The organism is Pseudomonas sp. AB39(2026) (genome assembly GCF_059831485.1).
This window is the reverse complement of the sequence record NZ_CP195212.1, coordinates 1,557,948-1,572,126: the sequence shown is the minus strand read 5'-3', so window position 1 is coordinate 1,572,126 and position 14,179 is coordinate 1,557,948. Positions and strand designations below refer to the sequence as shown.

Annotated in this window: 17 protein-coding genes and 1 tRNA gene; 10 read left to right on the top strand and 8 right to left on the bottom strand. The window is 58.6% G+C overall.

Annotated elements, in window-relative coordinates:
* Positions 1-9 precede the first annotated feature (9 nt).
* Positions 10-342 carry an Arc family DNA-binding protein gene (locus ACSAMW_RS06900; protein ID WP_500593279.1) on the bottom strand — a complete coding sequence of 111 codons (333 nt, stop codon included), beginning with the start codon at positions 340-342 and terminating at the stop codon, positions 10-12.
* A gap of 346 nt (positions 343-688) precedes the next feature.
* Between ACSAMW_RS06900 and phnN the strand changes: the two genes are divergently transcribed.
* Positions 689-1,276 carry a phosphonate metabolism protein/1,5-bisphosphokinase (PRPP-forming) PhnN gene (phnN, locus tag ACSAMW_RS06895; protein WP_500593278.1) on the top strand — a complete coding sequence of 196 codons (588 nt, stop codon included), beginning with the start codon at positions 689-691 and terminating at the stop codon, positions 1,274-1,276.
* On the opposite strand, the gene ACSAMW_RS06890 is transcribed toward phnN, so the two are convergent.
* Complete coding sequence (locus ACSAMW_RS06890; RefSeq protein ID WP_500593277.1) at positions 1,257-1,442, bottom strand: PA3371 family protein; 186 nt, start codon at positions 1,440-1,442, stop codon at positions 1,257-1,259. The two genes, phnN and ACSAMW_RS06890, sit on opposite strands and share 20 nt — an antisense overlap.
* A gap of 11 nt (positions 1,443-1,453) precedes the next feature.
* The gene (locus ACSAMW_RS06885; protein WP_500593276.1) at positions 1,454-1,696 is read right to left on the bottom strand and encodes a hypothetical protein; all 243 of its coding nucleotides are present in this window, start codon (positions 1,694-1,696) and stop codon (positions 1,454-1,456) included.
* A gap of 376 nt (positions 1,697-2,072) precedes the next feature.
* On the opposite strand from ACSAMW_RS06885, the gene ACSAMW_RS06880 reads away from it, so the two are divergent.
* Both ACSAMW_RS06880 and ACSAMW_RS06875 read left to right on the top strand, forming a co-directional pair.
* Positions 2,073-2,147: transfer RNA gene (locus ACSAMW_RS06880), tRNA-Arg, on the top strand.
* Positions 2,148-2,461: 314 nt separating this feature from the next.
* Entirely contained in the window at positions 2,462-3,796 is a 1,335-nt protein-coding gene (locus tag ACSAMW_RS06875) for a solute carrier family 23 protein (RefSeq protein WP_500593275.1), read from the top strand.
* Here ACSAMW_RS06875 and rutR read toward each other — a convergent pair.
* Positions 3,779-4,411, bottom strand: a complete 633-nt coding sequence (gene rutR / locus ACSAMW_RS06870) for an HTH-type transcriptional regulator RutR (protein ID WP_500593992.1) — start codon at positions 4,409-4,411, stop codon at positions 3,779-3,781. The genes ACSAMW_RS06875 and rutR overlap by 18 nt on opposite strands.
* Before the next feature lie 333 nt (positions 4,412-4,744).
* On the opposite strand from rutR, the gene rutA reads away from it, so the two are divergent.
* From rutA to ACSAMW_RS06840, 6 genes are all read left to right on the top strand, one after another.
* Positions 4,745-5,875: a pyrimidine utilization protein A gene (gene rutA, locus ACSAMW_RS06865; RefSeq protein WP_500593274.1), complete on the top strand. Its 1,131-nt coding sequence runs from the start codon at positions 4,745-4,747 to the stop codon at positions 5,873-5,875.
* Positions 5,872-6,627 carry a pyrimidine utilization protein B gene (rutB, locus tag ACSAMW_RS06860; protein WP_500593273.1) on the top strand — a complete coding sequence of 252 codons (756 nt, stop codon included), beginning with the start codon at positions 5,872-5,874 and terminating at the stop codon, positions 6,625-6,627. Before rutA ends, rutB begins: the two co-directional genes overlap by 4 nt.
* A gap of 14 nt (positions 6,628-6,641) precedes the next feature.
* Positions 6,642-7,034, top strand: a complete 393-nt coding sequence (rutC, locus tag ACSAMW_RS06855) for a pyrimidine utilization protein C (RefSeq protein WP_500593272.1) — start codon at positions 6,642-6,644, stop codon at positions 7,032-7,034.
* 8 nt (positions 7,035-7,042) lie between these two features.
* Positions 7,043-7,819: a pyrimidine utilization protein D gene (rutD, locus tag ACSAMW_RS06850; protein WP_500593991.1), complete on the top strand. Its 777-nt coding sequence runs from the start codon at positions 7,043-7,045 to the stop codon at positions 7,817-7,819.
* Between the two features lie 158 nt (positions 7,820-7,977).
* Complete coding sequence (locus tag ACSAMW_RS06845; protein WP_500593990.1) at positions 7,978-9,219, top strand: glutamine synthetase family protein; 1,242 nt, start codon at positions 7,978-7,980, stop codon at positions 9,217-9,219.
* 56 nt (positions 9,220-9,275) lie between these two features.
* On the top strand, positions 9,276-10,547 hold the full coding sequence (locus tag ACSAMW_RS06840; RefSeq protein ID WP_500593271.1) for an MFS transporter: 1,272 nt from the start codon (positions 9,276-9,278) through the stop codon (positions 10,545-10,547).
* A 78-nt stretch (positions 10,548-10,625) separates the two neighbouring features.
* Here the strand turns inward: ACSAMW_RS06840 and ACSAMW_RS06835 are convergent, their stop codons facing one another.
* The 4 genes from ACSAMW_RS06835 to flgA form a co-directional block, all read right to left on the bottom strand.
* The gene (locus ACSAMW_RS06835) at positions 10,626-11,372 is read right to left on the bottom strand and encodes a flagellar brake protein (protein ID WP_500593270.1); all 747 of its coding nucleotides are present in this window, start codon (positions 11,370-11,372) and stop codon (positions 10,626-10,628) included.
* A 79-nt stretch (positions 11,373-11,451) separates the two neighbouring features.
* Complete coding sequence (locus ACSAMW_RS06830; protein ID WP_500593269.1) at positions 11,452-11,919, bottom strand: flagella synthesis protein FlgN; 468 nt, start codon at positions 11,917-11,919, stop codon at positions 11,452-11,454.
* 39 nt (positions 11,920-11,958) lie between these two features.
* Positions 11,959-12,261: a flagellar biosynthesis anti-sigma factor FlgM gene (gene flgM / locus ACSAMW_RS06825; RefSeq protein ID WP_500593268.1), complete on the bottom strand. Its 303-nt coding sequence runs from the start codon at positions 12,259-12,261 to the stop codon at positions 11,959-11,961.
* Between the two features lie 147 nt (positions 12,262-12,408).
* Positions 12,409-13,158, bottom strand: coding sequence for a flagellar basal body P-ring formation chaperone FlgA (gene flgA, locus ACSAMW_RS06820; RefSeq protein ID WP_500593267.1), 750 nt, complete (start codon positions 13,156-13,158; stop codon positions 12,409-12,411).
* A gap of 93 nt (positions 13,159-13,251) precedes the next feature.
* Between flgA and ACSAMW_RS06815 the strand changes: the two genes are divergently transcribed.
* Positions 13,252-14,178 (top strand): chemotaxis protein CheV, encoded by a 927-nt coding sequence (locus ACSAMW_RS06815; protein WP_500593266.1) that lies wholly within the window; start codon positions 13,252-13,254, stop codon positions 14,176-14,178.
* The last annotated feature ends 1 nt before the right edge of the window (position 14,179 follow it).

Genomic DNA, 14,179 nt, shown 5'->3' with positions numbered 1-14,179 from the left:
ATTGTTTGCTCAGGACGCTTCTGCGTCAGCACTCAGCTCAGCGTCGTGTGCGATCAGCGCGATGAGCGCATTCTGCTGGCGGTGGGCAAGTTGACGGAAGCGCTGCAGCAGCTCACGCTCGTGCAGTGATAGCTCTGGGCTGTCAAGGCGCATGCTTAGCTCGTCGCCAAGCGCACCCTCTTGAATGAGGCTTTGCTCCAGTCGCGCAATGATTTCGGAATTCATGCTGCGATGGTGAGTGCGCGCGACCTCGGCGATGCGCTCGCGCATCCCATCGGGAAGGCGAACGACGAATTTGTCTGCCGTGCGGCTGGAATAGACTGCCTGTTTCATTGGGCGCATATAGTTAACCGGTTAAGTTCAGGGGAGCGGTTCCTTAGAGCGGGCCGCGGGATGTGGGTACGACAGTCATTTTTACCAAACGTTCCATCAAAACAGCCGTTTAGTTGCGCAGTATGCCTGTAGTTCGCCATAACCTTGGCGCCAATTCTGTGACAAATTTTGAACCTAGCGTGTACCGGGCGCCAGTACCTAAAATCCGAAATGTGGACCAGTCGCCGAAAAATGGCACTTGGCCATTTCTGCCCTGTCAGCAGTACACCCCTATAAAAGGCTAGCGCATAGGATACCCTTGTCAGCATAGTGGCATTTAGGTTATTAGCGAGTATTTGAACGAAAGGCGGATGAAATGCGGCAAGGTCGGCTTATCTACCTGATGGGAGCCTCTGGAGCAGGCAAGGACAGCCTGATCGATGCTGCACGCCTTCAGCTCGCAGCGCGTGGAATAGACGTGGTACGCAGAGTGATCACACGGTCTGCCGAAGCCAGTGGCGAACAGGCATTGGGCGTGACGCGGGAGGCTTTTGCGCACATGGCGTGCCAAGGGCGCTTCGCGCTGGATTGGGAGGCCAACGGTTTGCGGTACGGCATTCCCGTCGAAATAGATCAGGCCTTGGCCAAAGGTAGATGGGTATTGATGAACGGGTCCAGGGGGCATCTGCAGAGTGCGCTGGGCCGTTATCCCACGCTATTCCCTGTGCTTGTCACCGTAAGCGACTCGGTATTGCGGCAGCGGCTTGTAGTACGAGGCCGGGAGACCGAAGCCGAGATTGACGACAGGCTGAGTCGAAACGCCGTGTTAGCCAATACAGACAGCATTTGGCAAGGCACCGCAGCGGCCCTCTATGAAGTTGACAACTCTACGACGTTAGGAGAAGCCGTGGAGGCGTTCATCGCACTGATCGACCGACTGCAGCTCAACGCAGTTGAGGGTTGAACCGAATGCGTTTCCCACGCACCAGCGCCAGCACGAACAATATGGCACATCCAAGGCTTGCGATCAGCAACAAGCTGCTTGCCGAAGGAAAGGTATAAGGAACAGCCGCCGCTGCAAGGAAGGATACTAGCGTACAGGCTAGGAACAGCAGTGCAGACCTGGACATAGCAATGGGCCTCAGAACGTGTACCGATCAAGCCGGCTGCCAGCACCTTGGAACAGGTCTCTGTCCACGGGCGCATGGGTCATCAATGCGGGCGCCTTGCCATGGTCCTGCATGCCGGCACGTTGTGCCACAGGGCGCTGCACCCAGTCCTTTACATCGATATGCACTTGGCCGCTTGTAGAGCTGGTTAAAAAATGAAACGAAAGTACGGCAATCATGGCCAAAGCGTTCAAGAGGTAAAGGGCGGCGTTCATCCATGTCTCCAATAGGTGATAGCTGGCTGACCGAAGGCGGGTGCCATCACTTCAGTAGCACTCTATGTGCCAAACCGTAAAATTTAGTAAATTAGTTATAAATCAATAACTTAATCGTTCTATCTCGAAAAGCTTCCGTGCAATGTGCATTGTTTGACGCCTTTTGCCGTGCAGATTGCACGAATAAGAGGTAAAAAGCCAGTTGGGTTAAGGCAATGTGCCTTCACTGGCGGCTCGTGGCAGCGCTTCATCTATTCTTCTTGCTCAGCCCTGTGGGTTTGCATCCAGCGGACCGGGGTGATAGAATTGCACCCGCTTTGCCGGTACCCGCTCCGGCACCTTTCCAGAATTGCCCGCCAACAAGCGTTCTGGCAGCGTCCTTGTAGTTCAACGGATAGAACGGGGCCCTCCTAAGGCTCAGATGCAGGTTCGATTCCTGCCGGGGACACCAGCATTTACCTTTCTTGATTGCGCCTTTTCTAGCGCTTTTCCACTGGACGCTATTCAGGCGTGCACCTCTGCAAGCCGCTATGCCTTGCACCTTCACAGTTTTCAAACGCTCGGGGCATAGCCTGGGGCTAATGACGTCTGCCGTACCATGCACCATCACTGCTCCATACTGCCCTGAGCAGGTGCTCCAACGTGGACCAGAAGGTCTGAATCAGCGACGGCGCCTCCTCCATGTCCTTGTCGGCTAAGCGATTTCGAGTTCTGGCATGCAATCTGCTCAACGGCTTGAACAATCAACTGCAGAGTGGGCGCAGCATGAACAATCCGTTTTCATGGTCTGTAAAAGCAGACCACGGCACTGTCGTTGCACCTGACGAGCGCCTGCCCTGGCCTCAAACCATTGCGTTAGGCATTCAGCATGTGTTTGCAATGTTTGGGGCAACGCTGTTGGCGCCTTTGCTGATGGGCTTCGATCCCAATGTGGCCATCATGATGAGTGGTGTAGGCACGCTTGTGTTTTTCCTGGTAACTCAAGGCAAGGTCCCTAGTTTTCTAGGCTCAAGCTTTGCGTTCATTGGGGCCGTATCCGCCGCTACGGCCTATGCCGGGAGCGGCCCGAACCTGAATATTCCCATAGCGCTCGGTGGTGTAGTGATCTGCGGCCTGGTGTATGTGGCTATCGGTATCGTGGTACAGACGGCAGGCGTTGCCTGGATAGAGCACATTACCCCGCCAGTCGTCACCGGTACGGTTGTGGCGGTGATTGGCCTGAACCTGGCCAGCGTGCCCATCAAAACCATGGCTGCCTCCAGCTTTGACAGTTGGATGCAACTGGTCACCTTCGTGTGCGTGGCGATTATTGCAGTCTATACCCGGGGGCTGTTGCAACGCATGCTCCTGTTGGCCGGCCTTATTGTGGCTTCGTTGATCTATTGGGCGCTGGCCAATGGCATGGGCCTGGGCAAGCCCATAGACCTGTCGGGGCTAAGTGCCGCCCCTTGGGTCGGCATACCCGCGTTTCAGGCGCCAGTGTTCACATGGTCTGCGGCACTGTTGATCGTACCGGTCGTGGTTATCCTTATTGCAGAAAACCTCGGCCATCTCAAAGCCATTGCCTCGGTCACCGGGCGCAACCTGGATGCCTCAGTGGGCAAAGCGTTTATAGGTGATGGCATTGCCACGGTCCTCAGCGGCGGCGTCGGTGGAACAGGCATGACCACCTATGCGGAGAACATTGGCGTAATGGCCGCCACCAAGGTGTATTCCACCGCACTGTTTATTGTTGCAGGCGTGGCCGCCATTCTGCTTGGGCTGTCCCCCAAGTTCGGCGCGCTGGTGCACGCCATCCCGGTGCCGGTGATGGGGGGCGCCTCTATTGTGGTGTTTGGGTTGATTGCCATTGCAGGGGCACGTATCTGGGTCGAAAATCGAGTTGATTTTTCCAATACGCGCAACTTGCTGGTTGCAGCGATCCCGTTGGTGCTGGGGACTGGTGATTTCACCCTGCACGTGGGCAGTTTCGCCCTTAACGGGCTAGGCACGGCAACGTTTGGCGCCATCGTGTTGCACCAGTTGCTCAAGCAGCGGCGCGGGGCAGGGCATACGCTAGCCGAGGCTTCTCCAGCAGGCTCCCTACCTCCGAGGGCTTAGGCCGTTGAACACGAGGGCCTGGATACTGGCCAGGGTTTGATCAAAGAACGCCGGGTCGTTCAGGTCCTTGCCAGTGACGGCGCGCACCTGAGCGCCGAAATCTGCGTAGTGCTGTGTGGTGCTCCACAGGGTGAATATCACATGGTAAGGATCAACCGCAGCCAACTGCCCAGCCTCGATCCAGGCTGAGATCACTTCAACCTTACTGGCCACCAGGTCATGCAAAGGGTGGCTCAATTGGGCCTCAATCAATGGGGCGCCCCGCATCACTTCCATGCAGAACAACTTGGAGGCGGCAGGGTGGTCGCGTGACAGTTCGAGCTTGACCCGAATGTAGTTGCCAATGGCTTCAATGGGGTTCTGCGTGGCGCTGAACCCCCGCAATGGGGCCAACCATATCTCCAGCACATGTTCGAGTACATGCACGTAGAGGTCTTCCTTGCTGCTGAAGTAATACAGCAAGTTGGTCTTGGAGACATCTGCCAGGCTTGCCACTTGATCAAGGCTAGTGCCATGCAGCCCATACACCGAGAACAGTTCCAAGGCGGCCTGAATGATGCTGCCCCGTTTTTTCTCAACAACCTGCAAGCGGCGCGTAAGGGCCTTTTCGCTCATCTTTCGGGTGGGCTTGCCACGGTCGGCGGCCGGTTCCTGAGGCGTTTCACTGTTCACGAGTCCGTCCTGTGCGCAAGAGGTACGGCAGTGTAACAGGCTGCCTAACCCGTGAATAACCGGCCATGAACCCCATGCGCACTGAAAACGCGCGTCGACGCCTCAGCGTAGTGCGAAAAGTGATTCAAACGGTCTTTTTCGGACCAAATGGTCTGATTTAATCATCCAGTTTTTCGTAAGAAACTGATAAATAAAGGATTTTAAAAGTTGGCCCGCCCTATGCTTTATTCATCTCGGGTCGCGCCATGGGGGCAGGCGATTCAACCGGAGGCACCTATGAAAGTTGGTATCTTTATACCCATTGGTAACAACGGCTGGTTGATTTCCGAAAACGCACCGCAATACAAACCCACGTTTGAACTTAATAAGCAGATTGCCGAACGGGCAGAAACCTATGGCTTGGACTTTCTGTTGTCGATGATCAAGCTGCGTGGCTTTGGCGGTAAAACGGAGTTCTGGGACCACAACCTAGAGTCGTTTACCCTGATGGCGGGCCTGGCCGCCGTGACCCATAAAATCAAGCTGTTCGCCACGGCGCCGTCACTGGCCATGCCGCCCGCTATCGTCGCGCGCATGGCGTCTACTATCGACTCGATTTCCAATGGCCGTTTCGGCGTGAACCTGGTGACCGGGTGGCAGCGGCCTGAATATGCACAAATGGGCCTGTGGCCCGGTGATGAATTCTTCGGCACGCGGTATGAGTACTTGTCCGAATACATCCAGGTGCTGCGAGACCTGTGGCAAACCGGCCAGTCCGACTTCAAGGGCGATCATTTTGCCATGGATGATTGCCGCATGAGCCCTCGGCCGCAGGCAGACATGAAAGTGATCTGTGCAGGCCAGAGCGATGCGGGCATGGCCTTTTCCGCTCAGTACGCAGACTACAACTTCTGCTTCGGCAAGGGTGTGAACACACCCACGGCCTTCGCACCAGCGGCCCAGAAGCTGATAGAGGCCACCGCCGTGACCGGGCGTTGCGTCAGCACGTATGTACTGATGATGGTCATTGCCGACGAAACCGACGAAGCCGCCTGGGCCAAGTGGGAGCACTACAAGGCCGGCGTGGACACCGAAGCAGTGGCCTGGCTAGGCGTGCAGGGCGGTGCAGACAAGACGTCTGGCAAGGACACCAACGTGCGGCAAATGGCAGACCCTACCTCGGCAGTCAACATCAACATGGGCACCCTGGTCGGCTCTTATGCCAGTGTGGCCCGCATGCTGGATGAGGTGGCTCAGGTGGAAGGCACCGAGGGGGTGCTGCTGACCTTCGACCAGTTCGTGGAAGGTGTGGAAGCCTTCGGCACGCGCATTCAACCCTTGATGAAAAGCCGGCTGAGCGCTGACACGCCGGTGCCTTCGCAGGTTGCACCCAGTGCGCAGCCCCTGACTGAAGCCGTGGGGGCATGACCATGACCGTACGCCTGAACACAACCCTCACGTCCACGACACCCGCTGGGCTCTCGACAATTGCCGGGGAAGGGGCCTGGGCACTCCCTGCAAGGCCCGAACCCTTGTACCTGCATCCCTCCAACACCGCGCTGATTGTGGTGGACATGCAAAATGCCTATGCGTCCATTGGCGGCTATGTGGACTCGGCGGGCTTCGACATTTCCGGCGCTCAAGGCGTCATCGTCCGTATCGCGACGGCGCTGGAGGCTGCGCGTGGTGCAGGCATGCCGGTGGTGTACCTGCAGAACGGTTGGGACCCGGCCTATGCCGAAGCAGGTGGGCCAGGGTCGCCCAACTGGTACAAATCCAACGCGCTTAAAACCATGCGCAAGTTTCCCGAGCTGGAAGGCAAGTTCCTGGCCAAGGGCGGCTGGGATTATGAGCTGGTGCCGGAATTGGCTCCCCAGCCAGGTGACGTGATAGTGCCCAAGACCCGTTACAGCGGTTTTTTCAACAGCACGCTGGACAGCACCTTGCGCGCTCGCGGCATCAGGAACCTGGTGTTTACCGGCATCGCCACCAATGTGTGTGTGGAATCCACCCTGCGTGACGCCTTCCACCTGGAGTACTTCGCGGTAATGCTGGAGGACGCCACCCATGAACTGGGCGGTGCGGCTATTCAGGCCAGCGCTGTCTATAACATTGAAAGCTTCTTCGGGTGGGTCTCCACCGTCGAGGATTTTGTGAGCACTGTTCAAGCCGCTCGATAAGCGCAGGAGTCCCTATGCCCAAGCAAGCGATCATTCCGCCCGGTACCGCAGCCCCTATCGGGCCTTTCGTTCCCGGCTCTTTGGCCGATGGCATTCTCTACGTGGCTGGCACGCTGCCTTTCGATAGCCAGAACAACGTGGTTCACGTGGGCGATGCCGGTGCCCAGACACGTCATGTGCTAGAAACGATCCAGCGTATCGTGGAAACGGCAGGCGGCACCTTGGCGGACGTGACCTTTAACCATGTGTTTCTCAAACATTGGGAAGACTACGCGGCCATTAACGCGGTGTATGCCGAATTTTTCCCCGGTGAAAAGCCTGCTCGCTATTGCGTGCAGGTGGGGCTGGTGAAGCCCGAGGCCCTGGTGGAAATTGCCAGTGTTGCCCATATCGGTAAACCAGTATGACAGGCCGCTTGTACACCGAAGTGCACGGAGACCCGGCTGCTGAGGCAGTACTGCTGTCCTCGGGCCTGGGCGGCGCCGCCGGTTACTGGGCAGCACAGGTGCCGGCCTTGGTGAGCGCCGGCTACCGCGTAATCTGCTACGACCAGCGCGGAACAGGGCGTAGCCTTCAAGCGCTGCCGCCCGACTACCAGATCAAGCACATGGCACAGGACGTGGAGCATGTGCTGGACGAGCTAGGTATCGCGCGGTGTCACCTGGTAGGCCACGCCTTGGGCGGGCTGGTGGGGCTGCAGTTGGCCCTGGAGGCGCCAGCGCGGGTCAACAGCCTTGTACTGATCAACGCCTGGGCGGCCCCTAACCCTCATTCGGCACGGTGTTTTGACGCACGGCTGGCCCTGCTCGACCATGTCGGCCCCAGGGCCTATGTGGAGGCCCAGCCGATTTTTCTCTACCCCGCCAGTTGGGCCGCCGAGCACGCGCAACGGGTTCAGGCTGAAGTGGACCACGCGTTTGATCATTTTCCCGGCGCCGACACCATGAAAGCCCGCATTGGTGCCCTGCGGCGCTTTGATGTAAGTGACCGGCTGGGGGCCATTTCCGTGCCGGTTCTGGTGTCCGCTGCGCTGGATGATGTGCTGGTGCCTGCCACCTGTTCCCAGCATCTGCTGCAAGGGATCAAAGGCAGCGTTGCGCATTCGGTGGCTCACGGGGGGCATGCCCATAACATCACCGACCCCGGCACGTTCAACCACGCGTTACTGGCCTTCCTCGCAGGCCAGCTGTAACGCAGGTGTGCAGCGCTTGATATTTTTAACGCCTGATGCGAGCTTTGAACGCCCGACCTTACAAGGAGTGCGTGATGCTGGCCAAGGACACCCTAGCGGGCGTGGATGAAATCGAGTGCGTCACGCCAGACCTCAATGGCGTGCCGCGTGGCAAGGTGATGACGGCTGCTGGTTTTGCCGAGGGGCGCCGCTTGCAGTTGGCCCGCGGCGTGCTGCTGCAATGCATCATGGGCGGGTACCCGCCCGCGCGCTTCTACGGCAGCGATGATGGCGACCTGGCTTTGGTCCCCGATCCGGCACACGTGTATCGCCTGCCGTGGAGCGATCAGCCCCGGGCCTTGGTCATCTGTGATGCTCAAGAGCTAGAGGGGGGCGGTTCACCGCTGTCCACGCGTGCCCAGCTCAAGCGCGTGATCAGCCGCTATACGGACAAAGGGCTGGCGCCGGTCGTGGCCACCGAGCTGGAGTTCTATGTATTCGCACCCAACCCGGACCCCGCCCAACCGTTCGTGCCGCCGGTTGGGCTGGATGGGCGACGGGAGGACGGGCATTCAGCGTTCAGTGTGTCTTCGAACAATGGGTTGAGGCCCTTTTGGCACGAGGTCTACCGCTGCATGGACGCCCTCGGCCTGCCACGTGACACCTTTATGCACGAGATGGGCGTTAGCCAGTTCGAGATCAACCTGTTGCACGGCGACCCCCTGCTGTTGGCAGACCAGACCTTCCTGTTCAAGCACCTGCTCAAGGAAGTGGCGCTCAAGCACGGGCTGATCGCGGTGTGCATGGCCAAGCCTCTGGCTCATGTGCCTGGCAGCTCCATGCACATTCACCAGAGCGTGGTTCACACCCACACAGGGCGCAACGCCTTCAGCGATGACGCGGGCCAGCCTACAGCAACGTTCCGACATTTCATTGGCGGCCAGCAAGCAGCACTGGCCGACCTTACTGCCTTGTTTGCCCCCAACGTCAATGCCTACCAACGGCTGTTTCACCCCTACGCGTCGCCTAACAACGCCTGTTGGTCCGAGGATAACCGTGCGGCTGGCTTGCGTATTCCTGCCAGCGCACCGGCAGCCCGGCGTGTGGAAAACCGTTTGCCAGGCGCTGATGCCAACCCGTACCTCGCCATCGCGGCCAGCCTGGCCGCAGGCCTGCATGGTATCGAGCATGAGCTGGAACCTATGCCTGCGGTTCAAGGCGAGTTCCAGGTACCTGAACACCTAGCGCTGGCCTGTACCTTGGATAGCGCATTGAAGCGACTGAAGCAGAGCGCGCTGGCAGTGGAACTGTTCGGGGCGACGTTCATCGAAGGCTACATCGCGACCAAGACCTTGGAACTCATCAGTTTCATGAATGAAATCACCCCTTGGGAGCGACGTATTCTCGCCGCCCAGGCGTGACCGGCCAAGGCTGTTGGTAGGCTTCGCTTTATCTGTTTCAGGAGTTGCAAGGGTCAATGCGTCAGATCTGGAAAAACTTTCGAGGCCTGTACTTCGCGGCGCTGATGATGTTGATCGGCTCTGGATTGCTGAGTACTTACCTTGCGCTACACCTGGCCGCGGACAAGGTGGACGGCCTCTGGGTTGGTGCACTCATGGCCGCGTACTATTTCGGATTGGTGCTAGGTGGAAAGGTTGGTCACCGGCTGATCGCCCGTGTGGGCCACATCCGGGCCTATACCGCCTGTGCCGGTATCGTGACGGCTGCAGTACTGGGGCATGGCCTCACGCAGTACCTCCCTGCCTGGGTATTCCTGCGTTTAATCGTGGGCATGGGCATGATGTGCCAATACATGGTGATCGAGAGCTGGCTCAACGAGCAGGCTGAGGCAAAGCAGCGCGGGCTGGTGTTCAGCGGCTACATGATTGCGTCCTACCTGGGCCTGGTACTGGGCCAGTTGATACTGGTCTGGCACCCACAGCTGGGGCTGGAGCTGGTCATGATGGTCGCGCTGTGCTTCGCCGTGTGCCTGGTGCCTGTGGCCCTTACCCGGCGCATCCACCCCGCAGCGTTGCATTCGGTGCCCTTGGACCCGCGCTTTTTCATCAAGCGCGTGCCGCAGTCGCTTACCACCGTGCTAGGGGCTGGCCTTATCATCGGCTCCTTCTATGGCCTGGCACCTTTATACGCGGCCGGGCAGGGCTTGAGCACGGAAGCCGTCGGCTTGTTCATGGGCTGCTGTGTGTTCGCCGGGCTGGTGGTGCAGTGGCCGTTGGGCTGGCTGTCGGACCGTTATGACCGCTGTAAGCTCATTCGTATCATTGCGACCACCCTATGCGTGCTGGCACTGGTCATGGCCCTGGCACCGCGGCTGGTGACCCTGCCCATGGAGGCACTCTTTTTTGGTGGCTTCGTAGTATCGCTGCTGCAATTCTGCTTGTATCCATTGGCCGTTGCCTTTGCCAATGACCACGTAGAGGGCGAGCGCCGTGTGTCGCTGACGGCCATGCTGCTGGCTACCTATGGCGTGGGGGCGAGTATCGGGCCATTGGCTGCCGGCGTGTTGATGAAGCTCTTTGGCAGCGAGTCGCTGTACCTGTTCTTTTCCTTCTTCGCATTGGTACTGGTACTGCGCGTACGGCCCAACGCGGTGACCAACCTGCACCAGGTGCAGGATGCACCGCTGCATCACATCCCCATGCCCGACAACATGACCAGCTCACCGCTGGTGGCAGCGCTGGACCCGCGGGTGGATGAGCAGGTTGTGGATGATCAGATGAAGGATTGAGTAGGCGTAGGCAGCAGGTTCCCGAGCTATGCGCGGTCCCTCGCAGCAAGCAGCTCACATCTCAGCGCCGCGCGGTACCTAGAATTCGTCCCGGTCGAATTGCCGCGCATCACGCTGAAGCTGATTGACGAAGCGCTCCACATTGCGCTGCTCCAGCCCGCTCATGTTATGGAAGCGCACGCCAGCGAACGTTGTATCCAGGCGCTCTTCAAAATGCAGGTAACGCAATTCCACAGCGGTAGTGATGGCGCCAAAGGGCAGGGCGACGGCGAAGCGTTCGTACACCTGGCCTAGCTGAAGCCGCTGGGTGACATTGCCCTCGAAGCGCAACTTGCACCCCGTTGCAGACACGTCGAGCAACTTGCCCCGAACCCCTTGAGGGGCCTTGCTGCCGTCAACCTCGATATCCACCAGTTGAGACAGTTTGAGCGCTGCACGGAAGGCATTTCGCCGCTGGTGATAGACCACCTGAGAGGGGAGTGGCCCGCAATAACAACGGCCATGGTTATTATCGACCACCTGGAAAATACCAGCGGACTCCCAGGCGATGCGTACGCCGTCATGAAACCCTTCCACCTTGAAAGGCTCACCACTGGCCAGAAAACGTTCCCCATCGCGGGGGATCAGCTCATCGAGGGCTAACGTACCGCTGTCCCGGTCCACTTCTACCACATAGCTCTGGAAACGCTGCTGATGCTCCGTAAAGGTCACGATCAAAGGGTCGTGACCCTCCATCAACGCTTTGAGGTTGGCCAGGATTTCCAGTGGCGTGGTGAGCACCTTGGGCGGTTGCGGCGCATCATCTGCGCTCGAAGCATTGAACACAGTAGTCGGGTCTCCAGGCAGTAAGGAACAGGCAGCCGTACGGCAAGGTATACCGATTCAGCGCCTGGGTCACCAGACGCTATGCCTGGCTGAAGGCTCGCACGGTTGCAAGGCGGGCGGTAGCACCCCGGGCGGTATACAGGGAGGGTGTTTCGCCACCGCTGAGAATCTTGAGCTGGTTGGCGGTCACGAACTGCTGCATCTGGATGGCGCGCCCGTTCTGCTCGTTGATTGCCTGGCATTCAGCCAGGATCGACGCCAGGTGTTCGCCTCGCTCCACCAGCACCTTGCCCAACACCGACGTCTCTGCCAGCTGCGCCAACCCTTCAGCATCCGGCGGTAGGCCTAAAGAGGCCAGCAGTTCGCTACGGCGACGGCCATGCTGGCCCAGTTGCACAATCAAGGACTGCTTGTGTGCCAGGATATTTTCCAGCAACTGCATGTCCCGCCCGCGCAGTGCCGTGTACTCCTCGCGCAGCAGCGCTTGAAGCTGTTCAGCCGGCGCGATGTCATCTTCAATCAACTGCAGCAAGGTGGTGTCGTGCATGGCGGATCTCGGGTATCAAAGCGTGAGCCGGATTGGGTCTCAGGACTCGAAGGACAACATCTTGCTGGCAACGCGCTTGCTGTCGACCTGATAGCTGCCATCGGCGATTTTCTGCTTGAGCTCGGCAATGCGGCTGGCATTGACGGGTGCATCGGTGCCCAGGCTTTCCGTCACTTTCTTCATATGCTGTGCCACATCGCTCAGCTGCACGGATTCGCCTGCCTGGCTGGTTCCCTGGACGCTTTTGACGTCGTCCACAGCCCCTACAGCCTTGCTGCCGGACGTGCGAGCAGTGCTAGAGACTTGAGTGGAGCCTGTGACGCTCCGGAAATCGATAACCATGATAAATCCCCTTGGTATTAAGACGCTTGCCTTGTTTTCGACCATGAATAGGAAAACTTTAGGGCCTTTTTTCGAAAGTAACCCAACGGCAAGGTTCATGCGCCAAGTGTAGAAAAATCGGGGGCCGGCCGCTAGCTCGGCCTTGCGTCACATGTCAGCCTCTACCTGTCCAGGCCCGGTCACGCGCGCCTTGATCACGCGTTGGGAGTTCAGGTTGCGGATGCGGATCTGCTCATTCATCCCGCCATTGCTCAATGCTTCGCCCGGCATTTTCACAGCCAGGGTGCCGGCGCGTGCAGTGATGACCACTTGGTCCCCCTTGCGGATCACCTCCGGTTGTTCCACCTGCACCGGGGCCAGCACCTGGTCCATGGCCGTCGGTCGGACGACCCGCTGGCCGATGGCTTGGTCCAAGCTAGGTAAAAAGCCTTGGTTCAACTGGCCGACATCGCGTTCCCGCAGGGCCACATCGCCGTCAGCAATCACCGTGTCGCGCTTCAGTGGGCGTGTGGCCACCACCACCTCTCTATAAAGCTTGACGCTAGCGGGTACGAAGATGGTCCAGGGAGAGCCGCCCTCACAGCGTACCCGTACCGTCACGCGGCCCAGCGGAATGGCAGGGGTTTCGAGCTTGGCTGTCAGTTCCCGGTCGCATTGGGGCATGCGCAGGCGGGGGTCCAGGTTCGCCACTTCGATCTCATAACGGCCTTCGGTCTGGCTGGTCGCTAAATAATCTTCCACGGTGAACTCAAGAAACCCTTGTGTCACACCGATAAGCTGTTCGGGCGCTGTGATGTCGTCGGCAAGCAGCCGCCCGGATGCTAACAGACACAAGGTGGCGAACAACCCGTACAGGGTCGCAATCAGATGTCGTGAATATGGCGTTTTCTCGTTCATGGCTATGCTTGAGCAAGCGACGTGCCAAAAATGCGCGCTTGCCTGGCTTGAACGAAACGCCGAGGAGCCGACAGTACAAGGTGGAGGTTTGATATGGCTGGTGTGATGGACTCAGTAAACCAGCGCACGCAACTGGTAGGGCAGAACCGCCTTGAACTGTTGTTGTTCCGTTTGAACGGCAAGCAGTTGTACGGCATTAACGTCTTTAAGGTTCGCGAAGTGCTGCAGTGCCCCAAGTTGACGTTGATGCCCAAGTCCAACCCGGTGGTGCGTGGGGTGGCCAATATTCGTGGCGCGACTATTCCGATCCTGGACCTGTCCATGGCTACGGGCTCTCGCTCGCTGGAAGCGGTACAAGACCCCTTTGTGATCATCACTGAATACAACACCAAGATTCAGGGCTTCCTGGTGCATTCGGTCGAGCGCATCGTGAACATGAATTGGGAGGCCATACAGCCGCCACCCAAGGGCACAGGCCGTGACCATTACCTTACAGCGGTCGCACGCGTGGACAACCAGTTGGTGGAAATCATCGACGTGGAGAAGATTCTGGCCGAAGTATCGCCAGTGTCCGAAGCGATCAGTAGCGGTGTGGTCAATGAAGAAGTGCACAAGAAAGCAGTATCGCTGCGTGTGATGACCGTGGATGACTCTTCAGTGGCCCGTAAGCAGGTGAGCCGTTGCCTGGAAACGGTCGGAGTGGAGGTGGTCGCCCTTAATGACGGGCGCCAGGCACTGGAGTACCTCCAGGCCATGGTGGCTGAAGGGAAGGACCCGCACGAAGAATTTCTGATGCTGATTTCCGACATCGAAATGCCGGAAATGGACGGCTATACGCTGACGGCCGAAATCCGCAGCGACCCCCGCATGCAGAAGCTCCATATTGTGTTGCACACGTCGCTGTCCGGCGTATTCAACCAGGCGATGGTGAAGAAAGTGGGCGCCGATGACTTCCTGGCCAAATTCCGGCCGGACGATCTCGCCTCGCGCGTGGTCGAACGCATCAATGCAAAAGGGTGAC